This window comes from Domibacillus enclensis, assembly GCF_900156125.1.
Classification (GTDB): domain Bacteria; phylum Bacillota; class Bacilli; order Bacillales; family Domibacillaceae; genus Domibacillus; species Domibacillus enclensis.
In genome coordinates this window covers 193,014-209,251 of the sequence record NZ_FTLX01000006.1, presented here as the reverse complement: position 1 = coordinate 209,251, position 16,238 = coordinate 193,014, and the positions used below count along the sequence as shown (strand labels likewise).

General features: G+C 49.3%; 14 protein-coding genes. 1 reads left to right on the top strand and 13 read right to left on the bottom strand.

The features are described from left to right. Positions 1 to 35 precede the first annotated feature (35 nt). Complete coding sequence (locus BW952_RS13575; protein WP_094031983.1) at positions 36 to 971, top strand: bile acid:sodium symporter family protein; 936 nt, start codon at positions 36 to 38, stop codon at positions 969 to 971. Positions 972 to 1,095: 124 nt separating this feature from the next. Here BW952_RS13575 and eutC read toward each other — a convergent pair whose 3' ends face one another. From eutC to BW952_RS13510, 13 genes are all read right to left on the bottom strand, one after another. Continuing rightward, positions 1,096 to 1,794 (bottom strand): ethanolamine ammonia-lyase subunit EutC, encoded by a 699-nt coding sequence (gene eutC, locus BW952_RS13570; protein ID WP_045848981.1) that lies wholly within the window; start codon positions 1,792 to 1,794, stop codon positions 1,096 to 1,098. A 15-nt stretch (positions 1,795 to 1,809) separates the two neighbouring features. Continuing rightward, entirely contained in the window at positions 1,810 to 3,180 is a 1,371-nt protein-coding gene (locus BW952_RS13565; RefSeq protein ID WP_045848980.1) for an ethanolamine ammonia-lyase subunit EutB, read from the bottom strand. 15 nt (positions 3,181 to 3,195) lie between these two features. Beyond that, the gene (locus tag BW952_RS13560; protein WP_045848979.1) at positions 3,196 to 4,635 is read right to left on the bottom strand and encodes an ethanolamine ammonia-lyase reactivating factor EutA; all 1,440 of its coding nucleotides are present in this window, start codon (positions 4,633 to 4,635) and stop codon (positions 3,196 to 3,198) included. A gap of 165 nt (positions 4,636 to 4,800) precedes the next feature. Beyond that, positions 4,801 to 6,066, bottom strand: a complete 1,266-nt coding sequence (eutH, locus tag BW952_RS13555; RefSeq protein WP_045848978.1) for an ethanolamine utilization protein EutH — start codon at positions 6,064 to 6,066, stop codon at positions 4,801 to 4,803. A gap of 183 nt (positions 6,067 to 6,249) precedes the next feature. After that, entirely contained in the window at positions 6,250 to 6,828 is a 579-nt protein-coding gene (locus tag BW952_RS13550; protein ID WP_045848977.1) for an ANTAR domain-containing response regulator, read from the bottom strand. Continuing rightward, positions 6,797 to 8,266 (bottom strand): sensor histidine kinase, encoded by a 1,470-nt coding sequence (locus tag BW952_RS13545; RefSeq protein ID WP_045848976.1) that lies wholly within the window; start codon positions 8,264 to 8,266, stop codon positions 6,797 to 6,799. Before BW952_RS13545 ends, BW952_RS13550 begins: the two co-directional genes overlap by 32 nt. 107 nt (positions 8,267 to 8,373) lie before the next feature. Further along, positions 8,374 to 9,111 carry an IucA/IucC family C-terminal-domain containing protein gene (locus BW952_RS13540; RefSeq protein ID WP_052698311.1) on the bottom strand — a complete coding sequence of 246 codons (738 nt, stop codon included), beginning with the start codon at positions 9,109 to 9,111 and terminating at the stop codon, positions 8,374 to 8,376. Beyond that, positions 9,108 to 9,929, bottom strand: a complete 822-nt coding sequence (locus tag BW952_RS13535; protein ID WP_045848975.1) for an ABC transporter ATP-binding protein — start codon at positions 9,927 to 9,929, stop codon at positions 9,108 to 9,110. Before BW952_RS13535 ends, BW952_RS13540 begins: the two co-directional genes overlap by 4 nt. A gap of 16 nt (positions 9,930 to 9,945) precedes the next feature. Then, on the bottom strand, positions 9,946 to 10,989 hold the full coding sequence (locus BW952_RS13530; RefSeq protein WP_045848974.1) for a FecCD family ABC transporter permease: 1,044 nt from the start codon (positions 10,987 to 10,989) through the stop codon (positions 9,946 to 9,948). Then, the gene (locus BW952_RS13525; RefSeq protein WP_045848973.1) at positions 10,979 to 11,998 is read right to left on the bottom strand and encodes a FecCD family ABC transporter permease; all 1,020 of its coding nucleotides are present in this window, start codon (positions 11,996 to 11,998) and stop codon (positions 10,979 to 10,981) included. The genes BW952_RS13530 and BW952_RS13525 overlap by 11 nt, the downstream gene beginning before the upstream one ends. Positions 11,999 to 12,066: 68 nt before the next feature. Further along, a complete protein-coding gene (locus tag BW952_RS13520; RefSeq protein ID WP_045848972.1) occupies positions 12,067 to 13,068 on the bottom strand; it encodes an ABC transporter substrate-binding protein in 1,002 nt (333 codons plus the stop codon). Between the two features lie 1,003 nt (positions 13,069 to 14,071). Next, positions 14,072 to 14,488: a universal stress protein gene (locus BW952_RS13515; RefSeq protein WP_045851581.1), complete on the bottom strand. Its 417-nt coding sequence runs from the start codon at positions 14,486 to 14,488 to the stop codon at positions 14,072 to 14,074. A gap of 63 nt (positions 14,489 to 14,551) precedes the next feature. Then, positions 14,552 to 16,018: a SulP family inorganic anion transporter gene (locus BW952_RS13510; protein WP_045851580.1), complete on the bottom strand. Its 1,467-nt coding sequence runs from the start codon at positions 16,016 to 16,018 to the stop codon at positions 14,552 to 14,554. Positions 16,019 to 16,238 lie beyond the last annotated feature (220 nt).

The window sequence follows — 16,238 nt, the reverse complement described above, 5'->3', positions numbered from 1 at the left end:
TTATGTTATCCTACTTGAATGGAGGTGGAGATGACTTGAATTCATTAATCAAAGTCAGTCAATTTGCCGGCAAAACATTCGCCATCTGGGTGCTTGTTTTTGCGGCATTTGCGTTTTTCCTTCCCGCACAGTTCACATGGATTGCGCCCTATATTTCTATTTTATTAGGTGTGATTATGTTCGGGATGGGCATGACGATTTCAGCAAAGGATTTTAAAGAGGTCGGGCGTCACCCGCTCAAGGTAGTGATCGGCGTACTGGCACAGTTTATCGTCATGCCGCTGCTCGCTTTTGCCCTGGCCAAAGGACTTCGGCTGGAGCCGGAAATTGCGATCGGCGTTATATTGGTCGGCTGCTGTCCGGGTGGTACCGCGTCCAATGTGATGACCTTTTTAGCAAAAGGGAACACCGCTTTATCCGTGGCCATCACATCTGTGTCCACGCTGCTTGCACCGATTTTAACCCCGGCACTCATTTATTTGCTGGCAAGTGAATGGCTTGAGGTATCAGCAGTGGATATGTTTATGTCCGTTGTGAAAATTGTACTCGTACCGATTATTCTAGGCTTTATCGTTCAGCTTTTCTTAAAGGAGCAGGTTCAAAAAAGCGTGGAGGTTCTGCCGCTTATTTCCGTTATTGCCATCGTGTTAATCGTGGCGGCGGTCGTTTCAACGAGCAAGGACAAGATCGTGGAATCGGGCCTGTTGATTTTTGGAGTGGTTATTTTACATAACGGTTTGGGCTACTTGATCGGCTTTTTAACCGGCAAATTGTTTAACCTGACGTATGAAGACCGGAAAGCGATGGCGATTGAAGTCGGCATGCAAAACTCCGGACTCGGAGCAGCTCTTGCGACTGCACACTTTAGTCCGCTTGCCGCTGTGCCAAGTGCCATCTTCAGCTTCTGGCATAATATTTCCGGTCCGCTGCTGGCGACCTATTGGGCTCGAAAAGCAGATCGGCATCGTTAAGCTTTAATCAAACGACTGGAAATGACCGGATTATCGTCATGGACGGCCGGATTCACGGTTCCAACGGCTGGATTCCCGTGAATTCGGCCGTTTTTTTCTTTCATCCAGTCATCCGACTCTCCCGCTACATCACCAGTCCTACACCACTCGTTTTCTGCTCGATCATTTTACTCAAAATCGTACCGATATGAGCCGCTGCTTCAACAGGTGGTGTACCTCTCCGGTGAATATTTGAAATGACCATCCGCTCTGACTCTCTCGTTCCTGCTCGTGGCCGGTAGCACATATAGGCGCTCATCGAATGCGCGCAAACAAGCCCTGGCCGCTCGCCGATTAATAGCACAAAGACATCCGGCTTCAGCAGCTCGCCGATGGCGTCCATACAGCCAACCCGGCCTCCTTTCACGAAAAAAGGAGTGCCTGCTGAGAGTCCGTTTGCTTCGAGTGAATCCATTAAGGCAGGATAAACGTCTGCCATGTTTTCTTCAATTGCATTCGCGCTCAGTCCGTCCGAGACGACGACCTGCACTTGCGGCTGCTTCACGCATTTTTCCCAAATCATTTTTTCTCCTGCTTCCGACAACAGACGGCCCTGGTCCGGACGGGTTAAATAGTGCTCCTTCGTTTCAATACACGTATCGACTGAAAAAAGCTGAAACGATTCCAGCAGCTCCGGTGCGACCTCCCCGTATACAGAATCGACTGCTGCCGCATGGTCAATACGGAAGGAAAGGAACTCCTTCGTCAGCGGGCGGGTGCCTGTTCGCCCGACACCAATCCGCGCCGGTGTATAGTTTTTCAAGCGGTCTACTACCTCGTTCATTGCTCATTCCTCCTCTTACGCTAAAGTTAAAAAGTATGCCGGATCTCCTGCATGACGTGACAGCTTCCCGTTTTGCATGATGCCGATCTGCTCCAGCCACTGTTCAAAGGCAGAAGCCGGCTTTAGCTTCATCACGCTTCGCAGTGTCGCAATATCGTGGTAGCTGAGTGACTGATAGTTCAGCATGCAGTCGTCCGCCATTGGAACCCCGATCACAAAATTCACGCCTGCCGCTGCCAGCAGCGTACTTAAATTGTCCATATCGTTTTGATCTGCTTTCATATGGTTTGTGTAGCACACATCCACTCCCATCGGAAGGCCGTGCATTTTACCCATGAAATGGTCCTCTAGCCCGGCGCGCATCACCTGCTTGCTGTCGTATAAATATTCAGGGCCGATAAAGCCGACAACGGTATTCACCAGAAATGGATTGTATCGTCTGGCGAGTCCGTAGCAGCGCGATTCAAGCGTCACCTGGTCAATGTCAAAATGGGAATTAGAGGACAATTCCGACCCCTGGCCTGTTTCCAGGTACCACCGGTTTGGACCCGTTGCGGTGCCTTTTTCATTAATTAAAGCCGTCGCTTCATCAAGCATCGAAACGGAAATGCCAAAGGATTCAATGGCGGCCTGAGACCCAGCCAGGCTTTGAAAAATCAAATCAGCCGGCGCTCCCTTTTCAATCGCCCGTATCTGGCTTGTCACATGAGACAGCACGCAGTTTTGAGTCGGAATCGAAAATTGATCAATGATCTCCTTTGTTTCCTTCAGCAGCGCGGCAATATTATCCGTCGTATCGATGACCGGGTTGATGCCAATCATGGCGTCGCCAATGCCGTAGCTGAGCGCTTCATAGGCAGACGCCCGCATTCCCTGCAAATTGTCGGACGGATGGTTCGGCTGTGCGCGTGATGCCAATGTTCCGGCAGCACCAATATGCGTCTGGCAATGCGTGATAATTTCGATTTTGGAGGCAGCTTGAATTAAATCAAGGTTCGACATAATCTTGGCGGCAGCGGCAATCATTTCACTTGTCAGCCCGGTGCCGAGCTTTAACAGATCCGCTCCCGACTGCTCGTCGCTTAAGATGTATTCACGCAAATCGGCAACAGTCCACCGTTGCACCGCTTTATAAATCGATTCGTCCAGACCTTCTTCGATAATGCGTGACACTTCATCTTCTTCCGGCGAAAGAAGCGGGTAATTCCGGATTTCGGAAAGGGTAACATCCGCCAGCACCACCTTCGCGGCCATGCGTTCCTTCATATTGGCCGCTGCAATACCCGCCAGCTCATCACCCGATCGTTCCTCATTCGCTTTTGCTAAAACCTCTTTTAAACTGGCAAACTGATAGGTCTCACCAAGCAGTACTGTTTTTTTCTCCATCTATTTATTCACCTCTTATGAAAATGCTAGCGTTTTAACCGAAACGGCAATGGCTTCTCCTGCCACAGGAAGCCCCAGATCAATATAGTCGCCGTGTGTAAAATCAATTTGATCCAGACAAATTATTTTCCGATCAGGCGGTCCCTGTTTGGCCAGTACCTGTCCAAGCGCTTTTGCCATATCCGATTCACAAATGACAACAATCTGTGTTGATTCCGTGCAATGCTGGTCGAAGGCTTTTTGAATGGCTTCAGCAATCGCGGTAAGCATCGCATATGTGCAATAGGAAATATGCAACAGCGCAATGGCGAACGGCTGATTGCCTTCATAAAGACAGACAGCCTGCTGAATAGCTTGCTTCACGCGCTTTTCAAACAAATCTGCGTCCCAGACCTCATCTTGCTCGACAGTCACTTTGACAATCGGTACATTTTTAAGCGGCAACACCGCTTCATCTACAAAAACCGTCGCACCGCTTACTTCCGTATTTTGCATCCCTGCGCCAATGACCGTTGCACGCGTTGTTTCCTGCGCCGCCTTCACCTCTGCTGGATAAAAAACAGCTGCCTCCCGCAATGCATACGCAAGCAGCGGCCCCATATCCCCGTGGCGTGCAGCGTCACCCAGCGTGATCGGCCGCGGCTGCTCCATCATATGAGCAACACCGCCGGAAAACATGATTTCCTGCACAGGCTCCATCGGCTTTTTCAAAGGTGCTGTCTGCAAAAGCTCCGCATGAAGAGCTGGTTTTCCTGTTAAAAAAGACAGCATCGCTTCGCTCATTTTTTCACCAATGGCATAAAGCTGTCTGTAAGAAGCTGTCTGCCCTTTTTTTACCATCATGTGATGCGCCGTGAGCCATGGCTGAATGTGGGGCGAAATGTACGTGACAAGCCCGGATTCAGACAGACGGATCAGCCGGCCGCCTACATGAAAGGTGCAGGTTTGGATGGCTTTGCCGTGCTGAAAAAGAGCCACATTCGCTGTGCCGCCGCCAATGTCCACATTGGCTATAATGCCGTCCATTTCGTTTGACCGTTTTTGCGCCCCGGACCCTTTTCCGGCGAGAATCCCTTCCAGGTCATTTCCTGCTGTAGCAATCACAAAGTTGCCCGCTTTTTCCGCCAAATAATGGATGATCGCTTCTGCATTTTCTTTTCTCGCCGTTTCGCCCGTAATGATCACCGCACCGGCTTTTACGTCGCCCAGCTTTACGCTCGACCGCTTGTATTCAGCTGCTAAAATAAGCGACAGCGCCTCTACATCAATCGCGTTTTCTTCTTTCAGCGGCGTTGTATAGATCTTGCTTGTGTACGAAATTTGCCGATCCACAATTTGAACTCCCGGCAGGCTGAACCGGTTTTTCGTTTCATTGACGAGCAGGCGGCTGACAATGAACTTCGTTGTACTTGTTCCGATATCAAGTCCAATGCTTGTCACCCAGTTTTCATTCATCTGCACCCCTCTTTTCCGAACGCATAAAGGCGCTTTGAATACAGTACTGGCAGGGGTCCAGTCTGTTCAAAGCGCCTTTGCTTTACCTTATTCTTTTATGTGTCTTTATCTTACGTTTTTTCACGAAAAACATCTACTTTCATGTAAGATTATCTCACATGAAACTTAAACAGCTTTTACTTCCGGTTCAGCTTCTACGTTCGTTTTGTATTCATCCGGTCCGATGATACCCGCTTCCCGGTCCTTTTGTTCAAGCTCAAGCGCTTTGGGCACAGACAATTTATACGCAAGCGCAATGCCAATGACCGCCGCTGTCAGCTTTCCGATCATAACAGGCAAGATTAAAGTCGGCTGGAAGTTCGCCGTAAACGATAAGTGATCGCCGAGTAAAAAGGCGCCGCATACGGCAAATGAAATGTTGATCACCTTATCCTTTGGCGGCATGCTTGCGACGAGCTTAAACATCGCCAGAATATTCGCGCTTGTGGCAAGCAGGCCGGCACTGCCGGCTTCACTTAAGCCGATTTTGCTGCCAAGTGCACCGAGTGGCCGTCCGGCGTACTTTTGAATTAAATACACCATCGGAAACGCACCGGCCAGCATCATACCAATGTAGCCGGCTGTTTCAAGCGCACGAAACTGATCATCCGCATCGGCGATAATCGGGCTGAACCCCCAGCCGCCAAATACGGTAGAGAAAAAACCAGTGAAAAACTCGACGATTGAAAACACAAGCACAAGCTTAATGCCAGCATCCATGACCCGGCCGAAAATCATAAATCCTTTAATCATCAAATCCGGCAGGAAGTACAAGCCGAGTGCCAGCACGATCACCATCACCGCAAGCGGCGCCAGATTGAGAATCAGCTGTGCGTAGCTGATCGTGAACTCATAAGTCGACGCACTGCTTGTGGAAATCACATCACGTACTTGCGCATTCGTCAGCAGCATCATCACACTTGAAATAAAGGCGCCAATCGGAATCGTTAACAGCCCGGACATGACGCCAAGCGCCATATATTTGTGATCCCGCTTGTCCAGCATCGCAAGCCCAACCGGAATGGAGAACACAATCGTCGCTCCCGCCATAAAGCCAACGATGAGCGCCATAATCCAGCCTTCATACGATTCCTTCAGTGCATCTGCCAGCTGATAGCCGCCCATGTCTGATGCAAGAATAGCCGTTGCTGCAATCGCCGGATCGGCCCCAATCGCCGCAAAAAACGGACCCGCCGCTTTATCAATAAACCAGGACAAATACGGAATGGAAGCCATAATGCCTGCTGCCGGAATAAAAATGTACCCAACGGAGTGCAATCCCTCCATAAATTGCTTGCCAAGCCCTTTTTCCGGGTCTTTAATCGCCGCAAAGGCGCCCAAAACGGCACAAATCATAATCATATACACGACAATATTTCCGATGTACGCCACGTCAATTCCTCCTTTTTTCAGTAAAAAGCAACAAAAAAGCGCCTTGAATGAGACTCATCCCCTATAGGAAAAAGCCGTTCAAAGCGCCATTGCTTTATGTATTCATTTTTAATAGCTGTTGTCATTAAAAATAAAAGAAAAAAGGAGTAAAAGCTACTGTCATGATAGATAATCTAACACACTTTATACAAGCCGCTTATTTTTCAAAATGAACGCCGCTGCCTCCTCCATCTTTATTTGCCGGTCCATGCAGTGTGAGCGCAGACGGCTATAGGCCTCTTCTTCATTCCAGCCGTACTGCTCCATTAAGATGCCTTTTGCTTTATTGATCGCCTTCTGACTTTCGACTTTTTGTTCAAGCTGTGAAAGCTCCTGCTTTAATTCCTTCAGCCGCTCTGCCTGGGCAAGCGCCATTTCCACTGCCGGAATCAAGTCACGCTCGGTAATCGGCTTGACAAGGTAGCCGACGACACCGGCATGACGGGCTTTTTCGACAAGCTCCGTTTTGCTGTAGGCGGTTAAAAGCAGGACCGGAATGTGAAAGGACTGCTGAATAATCCGGCTGGCTTTAATGCCATTCATGCCCGGCATTTTCACGTCCATGATAATTAAGTCCGGCTGATGCGCCGCTGCGAGCTCGATAGCGAGATCACCGTTATTTGCTTCGGCTGCGACTTCATAGCCCGCTTCCTCCAGCATTTCGCGTAAATCCATGCGCAGGATCGACTCATCATCTACGACCATGATTCTCGTTTTGCTCATCCGTCTCCACCTCTCTCGGGAAAAAAATATTCGTCACGGTTCCTTTTCCGTTTTCACTTTCCATCTCGAAGCGTCCATTTAAATCGAAGCGTGTCAGATTCTTTACGATGTCCATGCCGAGCTGGTCCGTTGAATGCTCTTGCTGAACCCCCACTCCGTCATCGCTCGTCCGAAGATGAATCATCCCTTCTTCTTCCTTCAGCTTAATGAAAATGGAGCCGCGCTCACGTCCCATAAAGGCATGCTTCAAACTGTTTTGAATGAGCTCTGTTAAAATAAGCGCCAGTGAAACCCCCTGGTGCGAACCAAGAAAGACATCCTCTGCATCACACTGGATGCTTACATCACACGCATGATCAGCCCGTTCATACAAGTGGATTTTCGTCAGCCGGCTCATAATGTCCTTCATATTCACCCGTTCAATCCCGGTGTGTGAAAGGACTTCATGAACCGTCGCAATACTCATAATCCGGCTCAGGCTCTCCGCGTACAATCCCTTTGCTTCTTCCGGAACACCGCGCCGCAGCTGCATCCTAAGCAGGCTTGCGACTGTTTGCAAATTGTTTTTCACTCGATGATGAATTTCCTGAATAACCGTCGACTTGACGATCAGCTGCCGTTCTTTCTCGCGCAGATCCGTCACGTCATGCAAATAAATCAGCGTCCGGCCGGTTCTTTTCTCTTGAGGGTGAAGGTGAATGCCCTTTAAGCTGTACACACTGTTTTCATGCGTGATTTCACGCTGGCTAAAGCTCGTATGACGGAAATCCGCTTCTTGAACAAAAGGAAGCACGCGAAGAATCGATTGATGCAAATACGGTTCCCGCGTAATGTCACTGTATACGTCCATTAAGCTAATTGCTGTATTGTTGGCGTACAGGATTCCCCCTTTTTCATCAAGTAAAATCAATCCTTCTTCGATGAAGTCAGGAATAATCTGGTCTTTCATCATCACGCCCCACAGCATGCGGTTTATCTCCTCGGTCGCTTCCGACAAAAGAGCCAGCTCCTGCTCGCGCTTCACCTGCGAGGTAATGTCCTGCTCTAAAATAAGCACCCCAATCGGCTGCCCTTCTTCATTTAAAATCGGCGTTACATTTTGATTAACGTGCATGCCTTCATGAGGAGTGACACCCCGGTTGACAACCGACGGCCTGCCAGAGCGAAAGGTGCGGAACACAGCCGGTTCAAATGATTCAAATATTTGCTTGCCAAGTAATTCGTCCTTGTAAAGAGAACGGATCGTACTCGGAACCGCTTCTGCCACGACGATCATCGATTCACCGCTTTCCTGCATGCAGTCGATGTATACATTCCCCTGGGCAATGTCCGCAATGGTTTGCAGCATCGTCGCTTTTTGTACGATCAGCTGAATTTCGTGTTCGTTTAATAAAGTGACCTGCCGGCACAGCTTTTCAGTTTTCAATGATGCGTTCAAAAGACAGCCCCCATGTTATGTTTTATAACATTTTAACACATTTAAGTACGAAGCCTTCATTCGTTTTCACCAATACGAAAAAGGAAAAGCCTGTTATGACTTTTCCTTTAAAGATACGAACGGCTATTTTTCCGCTTCTCTTTTTTCTGAGATAACGGACAAACGCGGCAGTAGACACCATTTTGCTTGTTGTCTCCTAGCTTATAGTAGAGGCAGCATGTTTTTCGGCAAGGGCTGGCTGTGCGCTCTTCGCCTATTTTCAAATAAGGGGCAATCGGATTTTGATCGAGCCCGAACAACGAGCCCGGTGCACCCTTTAAAAAAGCAAAGTCACGGATCAGCCGTTCACGCTGCCACGGGTCAGGATCTGCTTTTTCCACATCCCGGTACACAGAGTGCAGCCGGACGACGACATTTTCCCACAAAATCGAAGCAGGTAAACGGGAGACACGGTGCAGCGTGTTCAAAACGGGTGTAAGATGCTCGGCAAAAAGCTGGTGAAGCACTCCTTCCCGCCACTTTTCTCGTTCATGTTCACCATTGCTCCAGTGACAGTGCTCTTTTTGAATGAACAAGCTGCGGCTGCTGCTTAGTGAACAGGCATGGAGCGGCAGCGAAAGCGCCTGATTGTATGTGATCATGCTGTATACAGTGGAGGCAGCGATCAGATAGGCATATCTTTTAGAAATCATAGAGGCAGCCGCAGCTATATTCGGAGCATGTAAAAGCTGCATTTGCTGTTTTAAAAAAGAGGAGCACGCCTCTTCTTTTATTAAATCAACCGCAGCAATGCCCTCTCGTGTATCCGTATCGAAAAATATGCTAAACTCTTCCAGCTCCTTCATACAAACACGCCTTGCTGATTTTTTTCCTGCAGCTGTCTTCCTTTTCCATGCGGAATGCACAGAGGCGTTCCAAACAGCGGATCCGCAGCGATGTCGCAGTTCATGTCAAATACATCCTTGACCATTCGGGCGTTCACAACTGTTTCAGGCAGACCTTGCGCATACACGTTTTTATGGCAAAGGGCGACAATATGATGCGCATAGCGACAGGCGAGGTTCAAGTCATGCAGCACCATCACAACCGTCCGGCCTTCCTGCTCATTCAAGTCAAATAGCAAATCCAAAATGTCAATTTGATGAGCCATATCCAGATATGTCGTTGGTTCATCCAGTAAAATAATATCTGTTTTTTGAGCCAGCGTCATGGCCAGCCAAGCTCGCTGACGCTGGCCGCCTGACAGGGAATCGACCGTTCTTGCTGCGAGATCCCCAAGACCGGTGGCGTGAAGAGCCTGTTCGACAATCGCTTCGTCTTCCTTTGACCATTGCTTCAGCCAGCTTTGATGAGGGTACCGTCCCTGCTTGACGAGCTGCTGCACAGTCAATCCTTCCGGTGCAACAGGCCCCTGCGGCAAAATAGCCAAACGCCGGGCCACTTCCTTTGTTGACAGGCTTCCAATCAGATCGCCTTCTAGCAGAATACCGCCGGAAACGGGCTTTAACAGACGGGCAAGCGACCGGAGCAGTGTTGATTTTCCACAGCCGTTCGACCCGACCAACACCGTAATTTTCCCTTTTGGTATTTGCACATTCAATTCTTCAATAATCGTGCTGCTTCCATATCCGAGTGTTAAATCCGCCGCTTCAAGTGAACTCATGATGCATCCCCCTTTTTTAAACGTGGTTTCGATTTCTATACAGCAAATAAATGAAAAATGGTGCCCCAATCGCCGCAGTGAACACTCCGGCTGGAACATCAAGCGGCAGAAAAGCGGTACGCGCCACAATATCCGCTGCCATGACAAGGATGCCGCCGGTCAAAGCAGAGACGAGCGCCAGCCCAGCGTACGACCGGCCGACAAGCATTCTCCCGATATGCGGCGCAATCAGTCCGACAAATTCAATGCCCCCTGCAAAAGCTACCGCTGATCCCGCCAGCACCACGCTGATCAATAACAGCCCGAACCGCTGTACCTCGATCCCGATGCCGAGGCTTTTCGCCACATCGTCACCGAGCTCTAACGCATTCATCAGCCTCGCGTATAACAGCGCTGCCGGGATAAAGAGGAGAAGCCAGGGCAGCATCGCATACACATCGGTCCAGGCTGCTCCATACAAGCTGCCAGTCAGCCAGATGTACGCTTTCGTCGTGACCGCCGCTTCACTCATCACAAGGGTCATAGTAACAAATGCTTTCATCAGCGCCGCAATGCCGATGCCCATTAACACGAGCCGGATGGGTGTGACGCCTTTTTTCCAGGAAAGGGAGTAAATAAGAAGGGCCGCTGCGGCTGCGCCGCCGATCGCCCAAAGAGGCAGCCATATAATGCTGACGGTGCCCATTACATATGCAATAAAAATGATCGCGCCGACTGAAGCTCCGCTCGTTATACCAATAATGTCCGGTGACGCCAGCGGATTCCGGATGATTCCCTGCAAAATCAAGCCCGCTGTGCCGAGTGCGGCGCCAACCATAAAAGCAAGGATGGCACGAGGCAGCCGCAGTGTATTTAAGACAAATTCATGACTGCCATCTCCATATCCGAGCAAATGCGCCGCCACAGCCACTGGTGAAATGTAGCTGCTGCCGACCGACAAGCTGGCAATAAAAAGAATAAGCGCTGCCACGGATAAAAACAAAACGGTCCACATCGTTTTTTTCACCCATTGAAACGAGATTCGCCCTGATTTAAACCGGACGGTCACTTCATTCTTCATTTCGTGAAAGCCCCTTTCGTGCAATATGGACAAAAAACGGTGCACCGATCAAAGCCGTCATGACACCGATCGGCATTTCCTGCGGCATCACGATAAACCGGGCAGCAACGTCCGCAAGCAGCAGCAGGCTCGCTCCGATCAATGCACTGAATGGAATAAGCCACCGGTAATCCGGTCCTGTCAGCCCCCGGGCAATGTGCGGAACAATTAAACCAACGAAGCCGATTGACCCGGCTACCGCCACTGATCCACCCGCCAAAAAAACAACGGCAAGACCGATCACGACTTTGATCAAGATCGTCCGCTGGCCAAGTCCTTTTGCGATATCATCGCCTGACAGCAAAATATTAATCGGCCGTCCAAGAAAAAGCGCGACCAGTCCGGCTCCGAGCATAAAGGGAAGCACCGGCAGCAGCATATCCAGGTCCCGGCCGGCCACAGAGCCGGCCATCCAGAATAAAATACTTTGAATCGCCTGCTCATCAATGACGAGCATTCCTTGCGTGAAGGAAACGAACAGAGCGCTGATTGCTGCTCCTGCAAGGACAATTTTAATCGGCGTCAAGCCGTCACGCCCAATTGAACCGAGGAAAAACACGAGAATGCTCGCGACGGCAGCACCGAGAAAAGCGATCCACATGTAGCTCGTCAGCGAATCCACCGAAAAAAAGGTAATCGCAAAGACGATAAAAAACAACGCACCCGCGTTAATGCCAAACAAGTCCGGCGCCGCCAGCGGATTTCTCGTCAGCGCCTGCATAAGCGCACCGGCAATCGCCAGGTTCGCTCCAATGACGGCGGCAATGATCGCTCTTGTAATGCGGGATGTTGTGACAATCACATGCTCGGTATTTGATCCATCGTAATGAAAAAAGGCATCCAGTGTCGTTTGAAACGGAATAGGCGTCTGGCCAAGCGCGACACTCAGCACAAACGCTGTGCCAAACAGCAAAACGCAGCCGATCAAGCCGCTGACCTTCCATGCAGCTGTTGAAAATAGATGTTCCATATCCACCCTCCCCCGAAAACGCAAAACGAGGAGAAAGATTCATCCTTCTCCTGTTTTGCATCACGCGATTATTTTTCTAATTCAAAGCGGTCGTAAATGTCGTCCAGCATTAAGTTCGCCGCTCGGATGCCGCCGCCCATGTTCCAAATAATTTCATCCACTGTGTACACTTGATCCGCCTTTACGGCATCAAGGTTCGTCCAGAGCGGATGGCTTGTCCACTCTCCGTATGTTTTCTTCACCGCATCGGTATCTTCCATAAAGGCATAAATAACGTCGGCGTTCATTTGTGGAATGCTTTCCTTGTCGGTTAATTTTACAATTTCCAGGCTTTCGTCCGTCATATTCTTCGGCCCTTCAAAGCCAAGCTCTGTTAAAATCGAACCAGCAAAGCCTGTTACGTAAATGCGCGCATGGTCTTCACGGAAGTTCGCAACTGTTACGTGCATCGGCCACCGGTCTCCTACTTTTTCTTGAATCTTGCTCTGGAAATCTGCTACGCGGTCGTCCCACGCTGAAATGAGCTCATCCGCTTTTTCCTGCTGATTCATCGCTTCACCCATCATTTCCACTGTTCCCTTGAAGTCATACACCGTTTCATGAACGACTGTCGGCGCAATTTGCGACAGCTGCTCATAAATTTCCTCGTGACGAATTTGAGAAGCAATAATTAAGTCCGGCTCAAGCTTCGCAATCTCCTCCAGGTTCGGCTGTGTTTCTTCGCCGACAACCGGCACCCCTTCCATGTCAGCGCTTAAGTACTCATAGTACGGCTGCTGAAGCCATGATTCCACGGCGCCGACCGGCTTGACGCCCATCTCCACCGCTGCGTCTGTTGCCCCTTGGTAAAGCGTCACAATCTTTTCGGGCGTTCCTTCAATCGTCGTCGTTCCCATCGCATGCGTTACTTCACGCGCTGTTTCTTCCTCCGCCGCCAGCTCTGCCTCAGCTTCCTCGGCTCCACCTGCTGAATTATTTCCGCAGCCCGCTAAAAAAAGCAGCACTGATAAAAGAATCGCTACCCACGAAAAAAGTGATTTTCCAGGTCCTGCATATGTATTTGCCTGCATCGTACGTCCCCCTGTTTCTTTTATTTGATAATGAGAATCTTTCTCGTTTATGATTATAATGGATCCCTTTCTCAATAGCAATAGCGATTTTGAAAATCATTCTCAATTATTTTTTAAAAAAAGAGAGGACACAACTCATTTAACAGATAGAAAACTGCGCAAATAAGAAAGCTTTATCCAGACTACCGTCTAGCTTCCAGTATCACCGATAAGAAGTACGCTAAGAGGCGGGGACATAATAATGAGGACAGCCATTGAAGCCGAATGGTCTAGTAGCTGCAAGCCTTGATTCTTCTTTTTTCTTGGAAAAGCACAATCAGGGGCTCCGGGCTGCCGGCTCCGCTTTTCTATGTGGCGAACGCTGAACCAGCCCAAAGTGCGCGGCTGTTTCAGCCTGTCCGCTCGTCACATGGAAGTCTCCGCCAGCCTCCCTGCGCCCATTGTGGTTCTAATGAAACGGTGAGGATAAAAGCTTTAAAACGTCTTGTTTTCAACAACTAACGAATGATTGTATAAGAAGCGTCCTATCTTTTTTCACACGAAAAATAGAGAGTGGTTTGTTGTTGCACATTCAGAACGCTCCTTTTTAGGTTTTACCAGCTGCTTGTCCTCCCCACTAAGGGCGGCTGGCGCAGGACGAAGACTCGGGAGGGATCAAGCGGGTCAGGTGAGATCCACTTTTGGAGCGTAGCGACAAAAGTTAGCTCACCGCCCGCCCCTCCGAACGCGAAGTCCTGCAGAAGCCGCCCTTTCTGTGTTAGCGCAAGCGCAGTCACTATACGCTTTACCATCAAGAAGAGCCCAAAGGATCGTTCGGCTTTTTCTTCTATCCAGAACCTTTTGTCTCAAACTCTTAGTCCTGAAATATCAGCAGTTTATCTTTTTTTCCAGCGTTAGCCGTTGCGTTGGGGAGAAAGAACTCCTGGCTTTTGTCAGAAAGAACCCTGCAAGGTCATAAAGAAAAACCGAACAATGTCCGGTTTTTTTGACTACTCATATTCTTTTATTTCACAATCAGGACCGGACATTGCACACGCTTGGCCACTTTGTGACTGACGCTGCCGAGAACCATTTCCTGCAGGCTGTTTAAGCCGCGGCTGCCGAGCACGACGTACGAAATCTCGTGCTCATTTGCATACTCCACAATCGCTGGACCCGGTACACCGTGAAGCAGCTTGATCGAATAAGAAATACCTGCGGATTGGAGCTTTTCTTCTGTTGTTTGCAGCTGCTTTTTCCGCTTTTGCTCCCGTTCCAGTGAGCCCGTGCTGTGCAAAACATCCTTTTTTGATTGGTCGTAATCAACAACATATGCCACCACGATGTCTTTACTCAAGCTTTTCGCCAAATTGATTGCTTCTTCCGCTGCCCGAAGTGCGTGGGCAGATCCATCTGACGCCAGCAAAATGGATCCATTCATGCAAACATCCTCCTTTGTTTGAAAAAAGGCACATTGGTTTTCACCCAATGTGCCTTGGAAAAGTTAATGTCCAGACAGCTTTTCGCCTGGCTTGTCATGAACACCCATCTTTTTAATCATCGATGAGCTGGATTCGTTCAAACCGGTTAACGACACAGGAAAACCATTTTCACGGTATTTCAGTACAATTTTATCAATGGCGGCCACCCCGGAATCGTCCCATACGTGCGCCTCAGAAAAATCAATCGTCACGCGCTCGACTCCGTCAGGCTGGTAATCAAATTCATCGATAAAGTCCGTCACCGATGCAAAAAACACCTGGCCGGACGCACGGTAATTCAACGTTTGGCCATCACGCAAAGATGAAACATGCACCTTCGAGATTTTCACGGTGAAGAACAGGGCACTTAGAATAATGCCGGCAAATACGCCTTTTGACAAGTCATGCGTAATGACTACTGTCACAACCGTCACGATCATGACAATGCTGTCGGTAATCGGAATTTTCGTCATCGCTTTAAACGAAGACCAGTCGAATGTACCGATCGATACCATGATCATCACGCCAACAAGCGCCGGCATCGGAATTTGCACGACAACTCCACCGAGCACCATAATTAAAAACAGCAAAAAGGTTCCCGCTACAAATGTGGATAATCGCCCGCGGCCGCCGGATTTCACGTTAATAACAGACTGGCCAATCATGGCACAGCCCGCCATTCCACCAAAAAATCCGGTGACAATGTTGGCAATCCCCTGTCCGCGTGCTTCCCGGTTTTTATTGCTCGTCGTATCCGTCATATCGTCCACGATGGAAGCCGTCAGCAGTGATTCAAGCAAGCCGACAATCGACAGCGCCAGAGCCGTCGGGAAAATAATCGACAGCGTTTCAACATTAAACGGAACGTCCGGAATAAAAAAGGAAGGAAGCGATTGTGTAATCGTGCCAAGATCGCCGACTGTCCGCAAGTCAATGCCGCCATACACTGCAATCACAGTCATCACAACGATTGCCACGAGCGGCGATGGCACAGCTTTCGTGATTCTCGGCAGCACGTAAATGATCGCAAGCGTTGCTGCCACAAAAACATACGTCATCGTTGAAATACCGATGAAATGCGGCACCTGGGCCATAAAGATCAAAATCGCCAGTGCATTCACAAATCCCACCATAACGGATCGCGGAATAAACTTCATAAAACGGGCGACCTTCAGCCAGCCGAACGTCACTTGAAGGATACCTGTTAAAATGGTCGCCGCAAATAAATACTGCAGACCATGCTCCTTCACAAGCGTCACCATTACAAGCGCCATCGCGCCGGTCGCTGCCGAAATCATCGCCGGACGGCCACCCATAAACGCAATGACAACCGCCATCGAAAACGATGCGTACAGACCCACCATCGGGTCCACTCCCGCAATAATCGAAAATGCGATTGCCTCCGGAATAAGCGCCAGCGCAACAACAATCCCTGACAAAACGTCCCCTCGGACATTGCCAAACCATTCTTTTTTCAGTTGTGTAAACATAAAAAAACACGTCACCTCTATTTATTTATTTTTCTGACCCCCAACTCTCATGGAAGTCACTTCCCGTTTTAAGTTCTTTTATGATAGCACAAATGGAGGTCGATGAGAATATGAAGAAAAACCGGTCATGATTGGCGTGATTTCGAAAAATTCACTTAATCATTGACAGAAATCACGCCGATTCTTTATCACAGAATAAAAAAATCCGAACAAGGGCTTT